13 protein-coding genes are annotated in these 15,368 nt (G+C 72.4%); 6 read left to right on the top strand and 7 right to left on the bottom strand.

Features of this window, described 5'->3' with window-relative positions; translation table 11 throughout:
• Window positions 1-239: 239 nt before the first annotated feature.
• Window positions 240-1,541 carry a sigma 54-interacting transcriptional regulator gene (locus WME83_RS26605; protein WP_437312496.1) on the top strand — a complete coding sequence of 434 codons (1,302 nt, stop codon included), beginning with the start codon at window positions 240-242 and terminating at the stop codon, window positions 1,539-1,541.
• A gap of 320 nt (window positions 1,542-1,861) precedes the next feature.
• On the opposite strand, the gene WME83_RS26600 is transcribed toward WME83_RS26605, so the two are convergent.
• Genes WME83_RS26600 through WME83_RS26590 form a run of 3 tightly spaced genes read right to left on the bottom strand, consistent with a single transcriptional unit; the run spans window position 1,862 to window position 4,906 of the window.
• Complete coding sequence (locus WME83_RS26600) at window positions 1,862-2,557, bottom strand: hypothetical protein (RefSeq protein WP_437312495.1); 696 nt, start codon at window positions 2,555-2,557, stop codon at window positions 1,862-1,864.
• 59 nt (window positions 2,558-2,616) lie between these two features.
• A complete protein-coding gene (locus tag WME83_RS26595; RefSeq protein WP_437312494.1) occupies window positions 2,617-3,777 on the bottom strand; it encodes a GNAT family N-acetyltransferase in 1,161 nt (386 codons plus the stop codon).
• Window positions 3,767-4,906: a quinone-dependent dihydroorotate dehydrogenase gene (locus WME83_RS26590; protein WP_437312493.1), complete on the bottom strand. Its 1,140-nt coding sequence runs from the start codon at window positions 4,904-4,906 to the stop codon at window positions 3,767-3,769. Before WME83_RS26590 ends, WME83_RS26595 begins: the two co-directional genes overlap by 11 nt.
• 303 nt (window positions 4,907-5,209) lie before the next feature.
• Here WME83_RS26590 and WME83_RS26585 point away from each other — a divergent pair, with 303 nt between their 5' ends.
• Window positions 5,210-6,505, top strand: a complete 1,296-nt coding sequence (locus tag WME83_RS26585; protein ID WP_437322047.1) for a M18 family aminopeptidase — start codon at window positions 5,210-5,212, stop codon at window positions 6,503-6,505.
• 8 nt (window positions 6,506-6,513) lie between these two features.
• On the opposite strand, the gene WME83_RS26580 is transcribed toward WME83_RS26585, so the two are convergent.
• Window positions 6,514-7,572 carry an agmatinase family protein gene (locus WME83_RS26580; RefSeq protein WP_437312492.1) on the bottom strand — a complete coding sequence of 353 codons (1,059 nt, stop codon included), beginning with the start codon at window positions 7,570-7,572 and terminating at the stop codon, window positions 6,514-6,516.
• A gap of 391 nt (window positions 7,573-7,963) precedes the next feature.
• On the opposite strand from WME83_RS26580, the gene WME83_RS26575 reads away from it, so the two are divergent.
• Window positions 7,964-8,908 (top strand): fatty acid desaturase family protein, encoded by a 945-nt coding sequence (locus tag WME83_RS26575; RefSeq protein WP_437312491.1) that lies wholly within the window; start codon window positions 7,964-7,966, stop codon window positions 8,906-8,908.
• Between the two features lie 104 nt (window positions 8,909-9,012).
• Here WME83_RS26575 and WME83_RS26570 read toward each other — a convergent pair whose 3' ends face one another.
• Together WME83_RS26570 and serC are read right to left on the bottom strand one after the other, a co-directional pair.
• A complete protein-coding gene (locus WME83_RS26570) occupies window positions 9,013-9,333 on the bottom strand; it encodes a KGG domain-containing protein (protein WP_020737259.1) in 321 nt (106 codons plus the stop codon).
• 513 nt (window positions 9,334-9,846) lie between these two features.
• The gene (gene serC, locus WME83_RS26565) at window positions 9,847-10,932 is read right to left on the bottom strand and encodes a 3-phosphoserine/phosphohydroxythreonine transaminase (RefSeq protein WP_437312490.1); all 1,086 of its coding nucleotides are present in this window, start codon (window positions 10,930-10,932) and stop codon (window positions 9,847-9,849) included.
• 216 nt (window positions 10,933-11,148) lie between these two features.
• On the opposite strand from serC, the gene WME83_RS26560 reads away from it, so the two are divergent.
• Together WME83_RS26560 and WME83_RS26555 are read left to right on the top strand one after the other, a co-directional pair.
• On the top strand, window positions 11,149-12,111 hold the full coding sequence (locus WME83_RS26560) for a ferritin-like domain-containing protein (RefSeq protein WP_437312489.1): 963 nt from the start codon (window positions 11,149-11,151) through the stop codon (window positions 12,109-12,111).
• A 17-nt stretch (window positions 12,112-12,128) separates the two neighbouring features.
• On the top strand, window positions 12,129-13,301 hold the full coding sequence (locus WME83_RS26555; RefSeq protein WP_437312488.1) for a 1-aminocyclopropane-1-carboxylate deaminase/D-cysteine desulfhydrase: 1,173 nt from the start codon (window positions 12,129-12,131) through the stop codon (window positions 13,299-13,301).
• A gap of 64 nt (window positions 13,302-13,365) precedes the next feature.
• Here the strand turns inward: WME83_RS26555 and WME83_RS26550 are convergent, their stop codons facing one another.
• The gene (locus tag WME83_RS26550) at window positions 13,366-13,998 is read right to left on the bottom strand and encodes a hypothetical protein (RefSeq protein ID WP_437312487.1); all 633 of its coding nucleotides are present in this window, start codon (window positions 13,996-13,998) and stop codon (window positions 13,366-13,368) included.
• Window positions 13,999-14,149: 151 nt separating this feature from the next.
• Between WME83_RS26550 and WME83_RS26545 the strand changes: the two genes are divergently transcribed.
• The gene (locus WME83_RS26545; protein WP_437312486.1) at window positions 14,150-15,361 is read left to right on the top strand and encodes a hypothetical protein; all 1,212 of its coding nucleotides are present in this window, start codon (window positions 14,150-14,152) and stop codon (window positions 15,359-15,361) included.
• Window positions 15,362-15,368 lie beyond the last annotated feature (7 nt).

The raw sequence follows: 15,368 nt of genomic DNA, 5'->3' as shown, positions 1-15,368 counted from the left end.
CTTCATCTCCTGCGTAGCCCCGTAGTCTAACCCCTCTAGGGGTTCTCCCGCCATGCGCTCCGTACATCGCTTGATGTGAATTTTTTCCTGATATCTCTCGTGATTGTGAAGTTTTTTGACGCGACGCTGCGGCTCCTCCGGAATGCGCGTACCCGGTGCGCCGAGGTGGGCGCGGCCATGTGGTGGCGGGGTCGTACGTGGATGTGGTCAAGTCCGGGGAAATCGAATAACCGTTGGATATGAGCTCGACGAGGGATGCGACCCGCGCTCGCGCGGTGCAGTGGTTCGTTCGCGGCGGCACGCTGCGGGCGGCGGGCCGGGAGCCGGTCAAGATCGGCATCGCGCCGGTCGTGGTGGGGCGCGATCCCAGCTGCGATGTGGTCGTCGACGATCCGGAGGTCAGCTCGACGCATTGCGAGCTGCGCGCCGAGGGCCCCGGCGTGCTCGTCCGCGACCTCGGCAGCAAGAATGGGACGTTCGTGTCGACGGTGCGCATCCGCGAGGCGATCCTGACGGCCGCGTGCGCCATCCAGGTCGGCGGCTCGGTGCTGGGCTTCGAGCCGCTCGACAAGGAGCGCGTCGACGTCGGCTTCGACGAGAGCTTCGGCCCGCTGATCGGCGCCTCGCCGCGGATGCGCCACCTGTTCCGCCTGCTGCGCGAGGTGGCCGCGACGGAGCTGTCGCTGCTCATCACCGGCGAGACCGGCACGGGCAAGGAGCTCGCGGCGCAGGCGATCCACGACAGCTCGAGCCGGCGCGGCGGCCCGTTCGTCGTCGTCGACTGCGCCTCGCTGCCCGGCGCGCTGGCCGAGAGCTTCCTGTTCGGGCACGAGCGGGACGCCTTCCCGGGGGCGACCGAGCGCAAGGGCGGCGCCTTCCACGAGGCGAACGGCGGGACGATCTTCCTCGATGAGCTCGGCGAGCTGCCGCCCGAGCTCCAGCCGAAGCTGCTCCGCGTGCTGTCCGAGCGGAAGCTCAAGCGCGTCGGGTCGCGGGTCTACGAGCCCGTCGACGTGCGGATCATCGCGGCGACGCGGCGCGATCTCGGCCGCAGCATGAACACCGGGCGCTTCCGGAGCGATCTCTTCTTCCGGATCGCCCAGATGCGCATCGAGCTGCCGCCGCTGCGGGAGCGGCGCGAGGACATCCCGCTGCTCGTCGAGAGCGTCTGCGCGCGCCTCGGGTGCCCGGAGCGCTCGCTGGAAATGGTCAATCTCATCACCACGACGCTCGGCCAGCACGATTTCCCGGGCAACGTCCGCGAGCTCATGAATGTCACCAGCGTGGCCGCGAGCCTGCCGCCGGGGGCCGAGGCGATCGCGGCGATCCTCCCGCTCGAGGGCGGCGGCGACGTCGTCGCGCCGACGTCGGCCTTCGGCGAGGCGAAGCGGAGCGCCGTGGCGGCGTTCGAGCAGCGCTACTTCAGCGAGCTGATCCGCGCCACGGGCGGCAACGTCAGCGAGATGGCGCGCCGCGCCGGCATGGAGCGCCACCACGTGCGGATGTTCTTGAGGAAGCACGGGCTGACCGCGAAGCCGTGAGGCCGCACACGTCTTTCGGCCGCGCCCTCTCTGTTCTTTCTAGAGTGGTTTTCAGCTGCGGCTGAACCACCGTGCGCCGTTTCTCGTCCCCGTCTCCCGTCTCCCGTCTTCCGTCTCCCGTCCTCCGCCGTCCGTCTTCCGTCTTCCGTCTCCCGTGCTCGTCCCTCGTGCGCGTGCGCGTGCGCGATTCCCCGGAGTCAGCGCGCACGCGCACGCGCACGCGCACGCAGACGTGCACGGGGACGAGAGACGGGGACGAGGGACGGGGACGAGGGACGAAGCACGGAAGACGCCTGCATCGAACCCGAGCGAAAACCGCTCTAGGCGCCGCCCGCGCCGCCCGTCCCGGGGACCCCACCGCTGCCGCCGGCGCCGGCCGGATCGCCGCCCGCGCCATTGCCGCCGCTGCCGCCGGTGCCGGCCGCGTCGCCGCCTGCGCCGCCGCCGCCGCCGCCCTCGCCGCCGCCCGTCGTGGCCGCGGCGGTCGTGGCCGCGTCGCCGCCGCACCGCTCCGCGGAGCGGCAATCGGCGCAGGAGCAACCCTCGAAGTACGGCGCGCACGAGCCGTTGTCCGTGCAATGGTCCGTGCACCGCGGCGTGTCCGTGCAATCGGGGCAGGTGCAGTCCTCGTTGGCGTTGCACCCCATGTCGCTGTTGCACCCGCGCGACGGGCTGCACTCGGCGACGCTGTTGGCGCAGTCCGGGCAGGTGCAATCCTCGCCGTCCGGAGCGTCGGGCCGCAGATCGCAGGCGCCGTCGTCCTTGCAGAAGCCGAGGCAGCTCGCCGAGTCCGCGCAATCGGGGCAGCCGCAGTCCTCGGAGACCTGGGCGAGGATCGTGCACCGCCCGTCCGGGCTGCCGCCGAAGCAGCCGAAGCCGAGCGAGCCGCCGGCGCCGGCGACCGTCGCCGCCGCGGCCGTCGAGGTGGCGTCGGCCGCCGGGCTGCTCGAGCAGCCGCCGCTCGCGGCGAGCCCGACGACGATGGAGGAGGTGAGGAGGGCAAGAAAGGCGCGCATGCCCGACAGCATGTCTCCCGGGAGCGCGTCCCGTCAACACCGCGCGTCGAGAGGCGCGCTCAGCGGAATGCCACGCTCCTGTCCGCCGTCTTCGCGCGCACGACGGCGCGCTCGCGCACGAGGAAATCGCGCACGGCCGCGTCGAGGCGCGGGTGCGCGAGGTGGTGGGCGCTGTGGGTGATGCTCGGTGCGAATCCGCGTACGAGCTTGTGCGACCCGCCCGCGCCCGGCTCGAAGCGGCGCAGTCCGCGGGCGATGCAGTCCTCGACCGGGTGGTAGTAGCAGACGTTGAAATGGAGGAAGGGGCGCTCCTCGGAGGCGCCCCAGTAACGGCCATAGAGGGTCGTCGGCCCGGCGATGTTGAACGCGCCCGCGATGGGCCGTTTGCCGTCGCGCGCGAGGACGACCTCGACGCCGCCCTTGCCCCCGGCGCGCTCCCCGGACGAGCGGAGCCGGGCCGTGATCTCCTCGAAGAAGGCGCGGTTCAGGTACTGCCGGCCCCAGGCGAACTTCTCGACCGTCGAGACGTAGTAGCCGAACATCAGGTCCACGATCTCGGGCGTGATGTCCGCGCCGCGCAGCGTCTCGATCGACAGGCCCTGCTTCGCGACCTCGCGCATCTCGCGCCGGATCTGGTGCCGCCGCTTCGCGTTGAAGCGCGCGAGGAAGTCGTCGAGCGACCCGTACCCCTCGTTCTCGAACTGGAACTGGATGCCGCAGCGGTGGGCCATCGCCGCCTCCGACAGGGCGGCGGCCTCGTCCGCGGTCGGGAACAGGACGTGGGCGCCCGAGATGCGGCTCCGCGCCACCAGCTCGCGGAGCGTCTCCGCGAACACCGCGAGGAGCGCCGGGCGATCCTCGGGCCGTCGCACGAGCAGGCGCGGCGACGTGGCGGGCGTGAACGGCACCGCCACGACGAGCTTCGGGTAGTACGGCGCGCCGAGCTGGTGGGACGCCGACGCCCAGCCGTGATCGAAGACGAACTCCCCCTCGCTGTTGTCCTTCAGGTACGCGGGCGCGGCGGCGAGCAGGACCCCCTCGGCCCGGAGCGTGATGTGGTGCGGCAGCCAGCCCGCCTCCTCGCCCACGCACCCCGTCCGCTCGAGCGCGTCGAACCACGCCCACGAGAGGAACGGCGCCTCGCTCGCGCCGTGGAGCGCGTTCCACTCGCTCTCCGGGATCTCGCGGATGGTGCCGTGGACGTGCGCTTCAAGCTCCATGGCCGATCATAGCAGCGCGCGCAGCGCTGCCCGTCCGGCCTCCGACGAGATCCTGGACCGACCGCGCGCCGGCGCGCGCCACGAGCTCCGACAGCCCGCGCGCGATCGCGGCGGGGAGGAGGGGGCCGCCGTAAACGAAGCCCGTGTAGAGCTGCACGAGGTCGGCGCCCGCCTCGAGCTGGTCCATCGCGTGCTCCGCCGACTCGACGCCGCCGGCGCCGATCACCGTGACGCCGCCCCCGAGGCGCGCGCGGATCCGCCGCACCATCGCGAGCGAGCGCTGCCGCAAGGGCGGGCCGCTGAGCCCGCCGGCGCCCATCGCCTCGACGGCGGCCGGGCTCGTCGCGAGCCCGTCGCGCCGCACGGTCGTGTTCGTCGCGATGACGCCGGCGAGGCCGACCTCCTCCACGACGGCGAGCAGCGCCTCGAGCTCCTCGTCGCCGAGGTCGGGGGCGACCTTGACGAGCAGCGGCAGCGGCCTCCCGGCGCCGCGGTTCTCCCGCATGATCGCCGAGAGCAGCGCCCGCGCGATCGCCGGCCCCTGCATGGCCCGGAGGTCCTTCGTGTTCGGCGACGAGACGTTGATCACGACGAAGTCGGCCGCGCGCCGCACCTCCCGGAAGCTCGCGAGGTAGTCCTCGATCGCGGGCTCGATCGGATCGAGCGGCGCGACGCGGGACTTGCCGATCGACATGCCCACCGGCACGCCGACCGCCGCGGCGCCGCCGCGGCCCAAGAGCCGCTCGGTGACGCGCGCCGCGCCCTGGTTCGGGAACCCGAGCCGGTTGATGAGCGCCCGGTCGGCCGGCAGGCGGAAGAGGTTCGGCGGCGGGTTCTCGGCCTGGGGCTGCGCCGTGACGGTCCCGAGCTCGACGAAGCCGAAGCCCAGGGCGGCGAGCGCGCGGGCCCGGCGGGCGTCCTTGTCGAAGCCGCCGGCCACGCCGAGCGGGGAGGGGAAGTCGAGCCCCATGGCGCGCACCGCGATGCGCCCGTCCCGGGGCGCGAGGCGGGCGCGCACGAGGGCGCGGAGCGGGGCGGCGTGCTCCAGCGGGGCGAGCGCGAGCATGCCGAGCTCGTGCGCCAGGCGGGGCGGCAGCGCGAAGAGGAGCGGTCGGACGAGGCGGTACATCGGGGCGCGTCTCCGTTGCGGCGCGGGGCCGGAGGGTCCGGCGCGGCGCGGCGGTGGGCGATACCATGGCGCAAAGGCCGCGTGGGCCGCCATGTCGGCGCGAGGGCGCGCAGCGCGCTCGCCTGGCCTGGCCGCGCGCGGGCACGGGGCGCGGCCAGGCGAGCGCGCGCCGGGCGGGGCGCGCGGCGGCTCTGCTAGACTCGGCGCCCCCACCTCATGACGACCCCCGAGATCCTCGATCGCCCAGGCGATCCCAAGCCATCGACCGACCTTGGCGAGCGCTTCGCGAAGAGCGCGGACGAGATGTCGGCGCTGCGCGAGCGCGGCGCCCTGGCCGCGCGCGACCTCTGCGCCTTCATCGATCGCTCGCCGACGCCGTACCACGCCGTCCGCGAGGTCGCCTCGCGGCTCGCGGCCGCGGGCTTCTCGGAGCTCGGGGAGCGCGACGCTTGGGCGGTCGCGCCGGGCGATCGCCGCTACATCATCCGGGGCGGGTCGACGATCGTCGCGTTCGTCGCCGGGGCCGAGCACCCGGCGGTCGGCGGCTTCCGCGTCATCGGCGCGCACACCGACTCGCCGAACCTCCGGGTGAAGCCGAGCGCCGAGCTCTCGCGGAGCGGCTACCAGCAGCTCGGGGTCGAGGTCTACGGCGGCGTGCTGTACTCGACCTGGCTCGATCGCGACCTCAGCGTGGCCGGCCGCGTCCACATCCGCAGGGACGGCCGGGTCGAGCGACACCTCGTCGACCTCGGCCGCCCCGTCGCGCGCGTCCCGAACCTCGCGATCCACCTGAACCGCGGGGTCAACTCCGAGGGGCTCGTGCTGAACGCGCAGAAGCACCTCGCCCCCGTGATCGGCCTCGGCCGCGAGGCGGACCTGAGCGCCCTGCTCGCGCGCGCGGTCGACGCGCCGCGCGACGCCGTCCTCGGCTTCGATCTCTGCCTGTACGACACGCTCAAGGCGTCGATCGGCGGGCTCGGCGACGAGTTCATCTTCGCATCCCGCCTGGACAACCTCGCGAGCTGCCACGCCGCGACGGCCGCGCTGATCGGCGCGGGCGCCCCCGGCGCGGCGACGCGGGTCGTCGCGCTCTACGACCACGAGGAGTGCGGCAGCCGGAGCGCGGTGGGCGCGGCGGGCAGCGTGCTGCGCGACGTGCTCGCGCGGATCGTCGACACGTACCCGGCGCGCGAGCCGCAGGCGTTCGCCCGGGCGATGGCGGGCTCGCTGCTCGTCTCGGCGGACATGGCCCACGCGGTGCACCCGAACTACGCGGACCAGCACGAGCCGCGCCACGCCCCGCAGATCAACCGCGGGCTCGTGATCAAGTCGAACGTGAACCAGTCCTACGCGACCGACGGCGCGACGGCGGCGGAGCTCGAGGCGCTCTGCCACGACGCGGGCTACGCCCCGCAGCGCTTCGTCGTGCGCAGCGACCTCCCGTGCGGCAGCACGATCGGCCCGATCACCGCGGCCGCGCTCGGCATCGCCACGGTCGACGTCGGCGCGCCGATGCTGAGCATGCACTCCTGCCGCGAGATGGCCGGCACGCTCGACGTGCACCTCGCGATCGAAACCTACCGCCGCGCGCTCGCCTGACCGCCGGCCTAGCGATTGTTCTGGGCGTTGTCCTGCGAGAGGAGCGTGAAGCCGATCAGCTTGTAGAGGAGGCGGGCGCCGACGTTGCCGTCCCACTCGTCGTGGTCGTCCTTGGGGGCGACCTCGTTCAGGTCGAAGCCGACGATGCGCCGGCCGCTCCTGTGGATGCGGCCGATCAGCGCGACGGCCTGCGGGAACGACAGGCCCCCGGGCACGGGCGTGCCGGTGCTCGGGCACAGCGTCGGATCGAGCCCGTCGATGTCGAAGGTCACGTAGACGTCGTCCGGGAGGTCCTCCACGATGGCGTCGGCGATCAGGTGGAACGGCTCCCCCTCGAAGAGCCGATCGGCGATCGCGGCGTCGACGTGGGCGACGACGCGGCCGTTCGACTCGCGGATGAACCGGAGCTCGTCCTCGCTCATGTCGCGCAGCCCGACCTGGACGATCCGCGAGATCTTCGGGTGCCGGGTCGCGACGTTGCGCATGATCGAAGCGTGGGAGTCGGTGAACCCCTCGTACGCGTCGCGCAGATCGGCGTGCGCGTCGACGTGGAGGATCCCCATCCCGGGGTAGCGCTCGGCGTGCGCCGCGATCGTGCCGTAGGGCGCGGAGTGGTCGCCGCCCACCACCCCGACCAGCTTGCCCCGCTCCATCCACCGCTTCGCGATCTCGGCGACGCGCTCGTTCAACCGGCGCGACAGCGCGTTCACCGCCTCGAGCCGCGCCTCCAGGTCCCGATCGCCGGCGACCTCGCCCTGCGCCGCGATCACCGGCTCGGCCGCCGCGCACGCCTCCGCGTTCCACCGGACGATGTCCGGGTCGACGTCGAGCATCGCGATGCCCTGCTCGTACGGCCGGCCCGTGTGCAAGTCGAACAGGTCGACCTGCCGGCTGGCCCGCAGGATCGCCGCCGGCCCCTTGGCGGCGCCGCGGCGGTAGGACACTGTCGGCTCCCAGGGCACCGGGATGAGGACCACCCGAGCGTCCTCGGCGGTGTGCGGCAGCCCGTAGATCCCGTGGCCAACCGCAGGACCGTTCGGATCGAAACCGAGAGGGGATGAGCTCACGCGGCCACGTTGGCGGTTCGCGCAGGGATCGTCAAGCGCGAGCCGTGCCCGCCGAACGCGCGCCGGAGCGCGGCGGAGCGCGCCGGAGCGCTCCGCCTCGCGCTCCGCAGAGCACCCGCGGCATCGCTCCCGCACCCGGGCTCTCGGGCGCGAGGTGCGTAGAGGCGATCGCACCGCGCGCGGGACATCGGCGTGAAACACGGATGTCGCGCGCGATGGCGTCCAGCGCCCGTCGGAATGCAACTTCGGGGCTTCCGGCTGTGACGAAATGCGGTACGAAGGGCGCCGAGACGATGGATGACGGGCTGCCGCGCCCGTTCGGACCGGCCAGCGCCCGGCGCGCTGCCGGTCGGTCCGGCGCGCGGGGCCCTCGCACCCGTGAAGAACAGCCATGCTCCGGTACCGCGCCGACATCAAGACGCTCCTCTTCGTCGCGACCTATTTCGCCCTCGTGGCGGTGCAATGGGTCTACGCGCCGCGCGCGCTCTGGCTCGCGATTCCGCTCCTCGCGATGACCTGCGTGTTCTCGTTCCTCGGCGCCGTCGCGACCCACAACTCGGTCCATTGCCCGGTCTTCCGGCGGCGGTGGATGAACCGCGCGTTCCAGGTCGCGCTCACGCTCACGTACGGGCACCCGGTCAGCGCCTACGTGCCCGGCCACAACCTCAGCCATCACAAGTACACGCAGTCGCGGCGCGACGTGATGCGCACGACCAAGGTGCGCTATCGCTGGAACCTCTTGAACGGGCTCCTCTTCATGAGCCGCGTGGTCCGGGACATCCTGCCCGCCGACATGCGCTACTTCAAGGCGATGTACCGGCGCAACCCACCGTGGTTCCGGCAGATGCTCCTCGAGTCGGCGGTGTTCCTCGGCGCGATGGGCGCCCTGCTCGCGCTCGACTGGGAGAAGTTCCTCATCTACGTGCTGATCCCGCACCAGTACGCCGCGTGGGGGATCGTCACGATGAACTACCTCCAGCACGACGGCTGCGACGAGGACAGCGAGTACAACCACTCGCGCAACTTCGTCGGCCGGCTGGTCAACTGGTGGACGTACAACAACGGCTTCCACTCCATCCACCACATGGAGCCCGGCCTCCACTGGAGCCTCTTGCCGGCCGAGCACGCGAGGCGCGTGGCGCCGTTCATCCACCCGAACCTCGATCAGCCGTCGCTCCTCGCCTACCTGTTCCGTACCTTCGTCTGGCCCGGCAAGCGCCTGCGCTACGACGGCGCCCCGGTCGTGCTCCCGCAGGAAGAGCCGGACGAGGAGTGGATCCCCGGCCCGAAGGAGACGCCGAGCGACGTCTCGCTGGGCGCGATCGCGCCGAGCTGACGAGGGCGCACCTTGCGGCCACGGCCGGGAGCCCCGGGCCGTGGACCGCGCAAGCGTGCCGAGGGCTGGCCCGGTGCCTCGGCGCCGGGCCGCTCCCCCCTCGATCAGCGCGGCTGATTCTCCCGCGGCTGATCTCCCCGCGACTCGCCGCCCCGGCGACCGATCTCGGCCATGTGCTGGCGATCGCCGCTCACGGCCTCGCCGCCCTTGCGGCCGATCTCGGCCATGTGGGCCCGGTCCTGGCTCACGCGCTCGCCGCCCCGGCGACCGATCTCGGCCATGTGCTTGCGGTTCTGGCTGACGACCTCACCGCCCTTCTTGCCGGCGGCACGGGCCTCGTCGCGCGTGAACTCGTGGGCCGTGCCTTTCTCGTGGGCTGCCTTCCCGCCCTTGCTGGCGATCTTGCGCTGACGCTCCTCATCCATGGCGGCGAACCCACGCTGCTGCCGCTCATTTGCCTGCTTCTGCGTCGCTGACGACGGCGGGGGCTCGCTCGGCGAGGCCCCTCTCTCCTCCTGGTCCTCCTCACTCCTGGAAATCATCCCACGATCATCCATGCTCGCCATCATCCTCTCCTTACGGTTGGCTCGCTCGATTCAGGTCTCCGAACGGGGCCTCTGAGCCGGGAGGGGGCGGCGCTCGCCGTCCCCTCCCGGGCGGGTCCGAGGCCGGCATGGCCGTCCCCTCCCGGGTTCCGGTCGGGGATTCAGCGTTCGCCATCCCCTCCCGGCGCCGATCGGGAAGCGGCGTTCACCGCCTCCCTCCCAGCTGCGGAAAGGCCGACAGGCCCTTTCCGCGGGGGGCCTGTTGTACCGGGCGGAACAACGTCAAGCGGGCTGAAGGTTGGGACGCGACGAATTGGGGGGAGGTTCGCCGGAGACGCAGGTGGAAACCGAGGCGAACCTGGAATTACCGAGAATGTCGTGTTCCCAGCGCGGTCAAGCCCTCTTGGCGAAGTCCCGCATGAACGCCGTAAGGCGCTCCACCGATTCAACGGATACTGCGTTGTAGATCGAAACCCGGATACCCCCGGTCGACCTGTGTCCGGCGAGCCCCACCATACCCTCCTTTGCCGCCTCCGCGACAAAGCGTTTTTCCATCTCCTCGCTGGCAAGCCGGAACACCACGTTCATGAACGAGCGGCTCTCCTTCTCGACCGGGGCCCGGAACACATCCGGGTGTGCATCGAGGGTTTCGTACAGCAGCTCACCCTTCTTGCGATTCCGTCGCTCGACCTCCTCGAGCCCACCGATCTCAAGCGTATACGCGAGCACGTTGCGCATGAGGTAGATTGCGAATGTCGGAGGTGTGTTGTAGAGCGAGTTGTTCGCAGCGTAAGTGGCATAACGGAAAATGACGGGAATGTCTTTTCGCCCGCTGTCAACGATGTCCTTGCGGGCGATCACGACCGTGATCCCGCTCGGCCCGATGTTCTTCTGGGCGCCCGCGTAAATCAGGGCAAACCTGGAGATATCCATCTTGCGCCACAGGATGTCGGACGACATGTCGGCGACGAGCGGCACGTTGCCCGTCTCGGGCAGCCAGTGCCATTGCGTCCCGAACAGCGTGTTGTTCGTCGTCATGTGGACGTACGCGGCGTTCGGATCGAGCGAGAGCTCGCTCTGGTGGGGGATGCGGGTGTAACGCTTGTCGACCGCGGTGCTCGCGGCGACGCGGACGGTCCCGACGCGCTTCGCCTCTTCCAGGGCCTTCTCGGACCAGCCGCCCGTGAGGATGTAGTCGGCGCTCCTGCCGGGCGGCAGGAGGTTCATCGGCACGACGGCGAACTGCATGGCCGCGCCGCCCTGCATGAACAGCACGTGGTAGTCGTCCGAAAGGCCGAGCAGCTGCCGGAGCAGCGCGATCGCCTCGTTGTGCACCGCCTCGAACGCCTTGCCGCGGTGGCTGTGCTCCATGATCGACATGCCCGTCCCCTCGAAGTCGAGGAGCTCGCGCTGAGCGCGCTCGAGGGCGGGGAGGGGGAGCCCGGCTGGGCCGGCGTTGAAGTTGTGGACGCGCGCCATGGTGCTTCTCCTGAGGTTCAAGTCGGCGGTTCCTGATGCCGCCGCCGCGGCCGTATACCACGGCGGACGCCGCCTCCGCCCGGGCGGGCCGAGCCGGAGCCCGGGCGCGGCGGGCGCTCGGCGGGGCTCGGCGGGCGCTCGGGCACAGGGACCGCGCGCCTCGGGCCTGCCCGGGGGCGCGATCTGGGCTAAATTCACCGCTCTGGAGGCCGATCGATGCTGGTGACCCGCGAAGAGATGGCGTTCGATTTCCACGGCGCCAAGCTCGATCCCGTCAAGGACAAGGACGTCATCGTCTGGGCCGTCCAGCAGTTCCTCTACGGCGAGATCACCGGCGTCCAGATCGGCCACTGGCTCTACAACGCGCCGGATCTCGAGTCCGCGCGCTTCCTCGCGCGCCAGGCCGTCGAGGAGTTCCAGCACGTCGGCAACTTCCTCCGCATCCTCGAGATCCTCGGCGCGCCGCCGGAGAAGGCCGCCTGGAGCGTGCGCTTCCTCGCCACCGGCCTCATGGGCGGCGACTGGTCCGAGCACGTCGCCCTGGAGATGGCCCTCGGCGAGGGCCTCGTCCTCCAGGCGTTCTACGCGATGATCGACACCGTGGACGAGCCGGAGATCGTCGCGATCCTGAAGCGCGGCGTGCGGCAGGAGGAGCGCCACGTCGACTTCGGCGAGCAGCAGACGAGGAAGGCGATCGCGGGGCGGCCCGCGCTCCGGCGGCGGCTGCTCGGCCTCGCGCTGGTGTCGCTCTGGGGCGTGTCGCGGCTCGAGGCGTTCATGAAGAAGCGCCTGCCGATGGACCACCCGGCGCTCCGGCGCCTGCCCGACCTGGTGCGCCACTCGGTGCGGATCGCGGAGCTCCGGCTGATGCGCATCGGCCTGACCGACGCGCCGATCTCGTCGATGTCGGCCGCCCGCAAGCTCGCGCTCGTGGCGGAGGCGTACGCGGGCAAGCTCGCGCTCGGGCTCGCCTCGTGGGTGCTCTCGGTGCTCCTCTTGCCGCTCCGGCTGCTCGGCCTCGCGGGGCCGAAGCGGCTGACGGACACGTACCTCCGCGATCCGCTGGTCGTGCGCGGCGGCCGGCTCGGCGCCGGGGCGGAGGACGACCCCGGCGACGCCGGCGAGCAGGCGGGGCCGGGCGGCCCTCCGGCGGGGCACGGCGCGGCGGCGCGGGCCTGAGCGCGAGGGGCGAGGGGGTGGCGAGCGACGACGAGGGGCGAGCCGCCCGCGCCGGGGCGGCCGGCGCGGCGGGCATCGCCGGCGCGGCGGGCGTCGACGGCGCGACCCCGGGCTTCCTGCCCGCGTCGCGCGAGCTGCCGCTCTTCGCCGAGCTGCCCGAGCTCGCGGGGCAGATCCCCTGGCGCCCGCTCGCGCACGCGCCGACGCCGGTCGTCCCCTGCGCGGCGATCGAGGGCTACCTCGGCCGCGGCGGCGTCTGGGTCAAGCGCGACGACCGGATCTCGCCGCTCTACGGCGGCAACAAGGTGCGGCGCTTCGAGTTCCTGCTCGCGGACGCGGAGCGGCGCGGGGCGAGGACGCTCGTCACGGTCGGCGGGCTGGCGTCGACGCAGGTCACGGCCACGGCCCTCTTCGGCCGGGCGCTCGGCTTCGCGGTCACCGCGGTCCTGTTCGATCAGCCGATCACCCGCTTCGGTCGCGACGCGCTCCTCGCCGGCGCGGCCAGCGGCGCCGAGCTCGTCCACGGCGGCGGGTACGCGACCACCGCGATCCGGGCGATCCGGGCGCTGCGCCGCGCCGATCGGCCCTACGTCATCCTGCCCGGCGCCTCGGCCGCGCTCCCGTGCCTCGGCTACGTCGACGCCATGCTCGAGCTCGCCGAGCAGGTCCGGCGCGGCGAGGCGCCGCGCCCCGATCGCATCGTCGTCCCCTCGGGGACGGGCGGGACGCTGGCGGGGCTCGCGCTCGGCGCGGCGATGCTCGGCTGGCCGACCACGATCGTCGGCGTGCGCATCACCGAGCGCATCGCCTCGAACCGCGCCGTCGTCCGCTACGAGGTCGGCAGCATGAAGCGCCTCCTCGCCCGGCGCGCGCCGCGCTTCACCCGGCAGCGGCTCCCGCCCGTCCGCTTCGCGATCGACCACCGCGCGATCGGCCCCGGCTACGGCGCGCCGACCCCCGCGTCGATCGCGGCGATCCCCGAGGTGGAGCGGCTGATCGGCGTCCCGGGGGAGGTCACGTACAGCGCCAAGGCGCTCGCCGCGCTGCGCGAGATCGGGCGGGATCACCCGGGCGAGACGATCCTCCTCTGGCAGACGCTCTCGAGCGCGCGCCCCCCGCTCGCCGAGGGCGGCGCCGCGGCGCTTCCGCCCGCGTTCGCGCGGTTCTTCGCGGGCGACGTCGCGTGCTGAGGGCGCGGCGCGCGCGGCCGAGCGCTCTCTGCGGAGGCTCGGCGCGCAGCGGCCACGCGCCCGATCACTTCAGCCGCAGGCTGTTCAGGAGCTTGTCGAAGTCGGCGCGCGCCCCGGTGACCGTCTTCTCGGGGCCGGTCATCTTGAAGAACCAGAGGTCGCCGGAGGGCGTCTCCGCGATCGCGCCGAGCATGGCGTAGCTCGGCTTCGGCTCCCCGGCGGGCATGCCGGGCATCCCGGAGCCGGCGAACGTCCCCTTGATCTCGACGACCGCGACCTTGATGTCGTTGACCTTGAGGTCGGCGCGCTTCGGGGAGTCCTCGCTCTTCTGGGAGAACTGGCCGACCCAGCGCGTGATGTTCGCGTCCACGCTGCCGCCCGCCTGGCTCACGCTGAGCTCGGCGTCCTCGGCGTCGCCCGCGGCGCGCTTGATCTTGTAGGTCGCCTTGCGCATCGCGTTGGGGTTTGGCGCGCTCTCGAAGCTCGCGGGCGCGTCCCAGGCGAGCTCCGCCCCGGCCGCCTGCTGGCCGCCGGGGTGCGCCGGCTTCGGGGCCTGGGTCGTCGGGGCGGGCGCGGCGGCCTTGTTCGTCGCGGGCGGCTCGGGCGCCGACGTGGCCGTCGGCTCGGGTGTCTTCGAGCACGCCGCGGCGAGCGCGGCGACGAGCGGCAGGACCATGGCGGAGCGGAGCTTGATCATCGTGGGTGCCTCGGCGTGGGTTCGCCGCGACTGTAGTCTCCGCGCCCGGAGCCTCAAGCCGGATCCGATCGACGCGGACGCTTCCCGCGCTCAAGCCGGCGGCGCCGTCGGTCGTGCAGCCGCGCGCGCCGCCGTGATACCACCAAAATTCATGGAGCCCACCTTCCGGCGCGCCTTCAACGCCGCCTTCGGCCCGTCGACCTACGCGGAGATCCTCGGCCGCCTCGAGCGGCGGCTCGGCTGCGCGATCCCGTTCCGCGTCGCCGAGACGCCGCTGTTCCTGCCGTCGGGTTTGCGCGAGCGCCTCGAGCGCTCCGCGACGGAGATCGTGCAGCAGATCTCGAGCCCCGCGCTCATCGCGCAGATGAAGCGCGCCATCCCCGCGCACCTCGACGCCCCCGGCATGGACGCGCTGCCCAACTGCGCGCAGGTGGACTTCGCGATCGTGCGCGGCCCGGACGGCGAGCTCGACGCCAAGGTGGTCGAGCTCCAGGCGTTCCCGTCGCTCTACGCGCTCATGCTCGTGCAGACCGAGATCGTGGGCGAGGTGCTGGCCGGCATGCCGGGGCTCGACCGGCGCTGGACGTGCTGCTTCGGGGGCCGGAGCCGCGACGATGTCGTCGCGCACCTGCGCCGCGCGATCCTCGCGGGCGAGCCCGAGGAGTCGGTGGTGCTCCTCGACCTCTCGCCGGAGAAGCAGAAGACCTACCCGGACTTCGTGGCGACGAAGCTCCTCGTCGGCGTCGACGCGGTCTGCCCGACGGCGCTCGTCCGGGAGAAGGACCGGCTGTTCCGCCGCGTGGGCGGGCGGCTCGTCCCCGTCCGCCGGCTGTACAACCGCGTCGTGTTCGACGAGCTCGAGGCGAAGCGGGTCGAGCTCCCGTTCCGGTACGACGAGCCGCTCGACGTCACGTGGTGCTCGCACCCGAACTGGTACTGGACCTGGTCGAAGTACACGCTCCCCTACCTCGATCACCCGGCCGTCCCGCGGGCGCGGCTCCTGAGCGCGCTCGACGAGGTGCCGCCGGATCTCGAGCGCTACGTGCTCAAGCCGCTGTTCTCCTTCGCGGGCTCCGGGGTGAAGGTCGACGTCGCGCGCGAGGACATCGCCGCGATCCCGCAGGGCGAGCGCTCGAGGTGGCTGCTCCAGGAGAAGGTCGCGTACGAGCCGGCGCTCCTGATGCCGGACGGGGGCGGGGTGAAGGCCGAGGTCCGGATGATGTTCCTGCGCGCGCCGGGCGAGCCCGAGCTCTCGCTCGTGCTCAACCTGGTGCGGCTGTCGCGCGGGCGGATGCTCGGGGTCGATCAGAACCGCGATCTGACCTGGGTGGGCGGGACGGTGGGGATCTGGCCGGTCGACTGAGCGCGCG

This window comes from Sorangium sp. So ce385 (assembly GCF_051474135.1).
GTDB lineage: Bacteria > Myxococcota_A > Polyangia > Polyangiales > Polyangiaceae > Sorangium > Sorangium cellulosum_D.
The sequence above is the reverse complement of the archived record's forward strand: the minus strand, read 5'-3'. Positions and strand labels throughout refer to the sequence as shown.

What these genes read in the sequence shown, in the direction of transcription:
- WME83_RS26605 (WP_437312496.1), top strand. Translation starts at nt 240, where the DNA reads ATGAGCTCGACGAGGGATGCGACCCGCGCTCGCGCGGTGCAGTGGTTC.
- WME83_RS26600 (WP_437312495.1), bottom strand. Translation starts at nt 2,557, where the DNA reads ATGCGCGCCTTTCTTGCCCTCCTCACCTCCTCCATCGTCGTCGGGCTC.
- WME83_RS26595 (WP_437312494.1), bottom strand. Translation starts at nt 3,777, where the DNA reads ATGGAGCTTGAAGCGCACGTCCACGGCACCATCCGCGAGATCCCGGAG.
- WME83_RS26590 (WP_437312493.1), bottom strand. Translation starts at nt 4,906, where the DNA reads ATGTACCGCCTCGTCCGACCGCTCCTCTTCGCGCTGCCGCCCCGCCTG.
- WME83_RS26585 (WP_437322047.1), top strand. Translation starts at nt 5,210, where the DNA reads ATGTCGGCGCTGCGCGAGCGCGGCGCCCTGGCCGCGCGCGACCTCTGC.
- WME83_RS26575 (WP_437312491.1), top strand. Translation starts at nt 7,964, where the DNA reads ATGCTCCGGTACCGCGCCGACATCAAGACGCTCCTCTTCGTCGCGACC.
- WME83_RS26570 (WP_020737259.1), bottom strand. Translation starts at nt 9,333, where the DNA reads ATGGATGAGGAGCGTCAGCGCAAGATCGCCAGCAAGGGCGGGAAGGCA.
- serC (WP_437312490.1), bottom strand. Translation starts at nt 10,932, where the DNA reads ATGGCGCGCGTCCACAACTTCAACGCCGGCCCAGCCGGGCTCCCCCTC.
- WME83_RS26560 (WP_437312489.1), top strand. Translation starts at nt 11,149, where the DNA reads ATGCTGGTGACCCGCGAAGAGATGGCGTTCGATTTCCACGGCGCCAAG.
- WME83_RS26550 (WP_437312487.1), bottom strand. Translation starts at nt 13,998, where the DNA reads ATGATCAAGCTCCGCTCCGCCATGGTCCTGCCGCTCGTCGCCGCGCTC.
- WME83_RS26545 (WP_437312486.1), top strand. Translation starts at nt 14,150, where the DNA reads ATGGAGCCCACCTTCCGGCGCGCCTTCAACGCCGCCTTCGGCCCGTCG.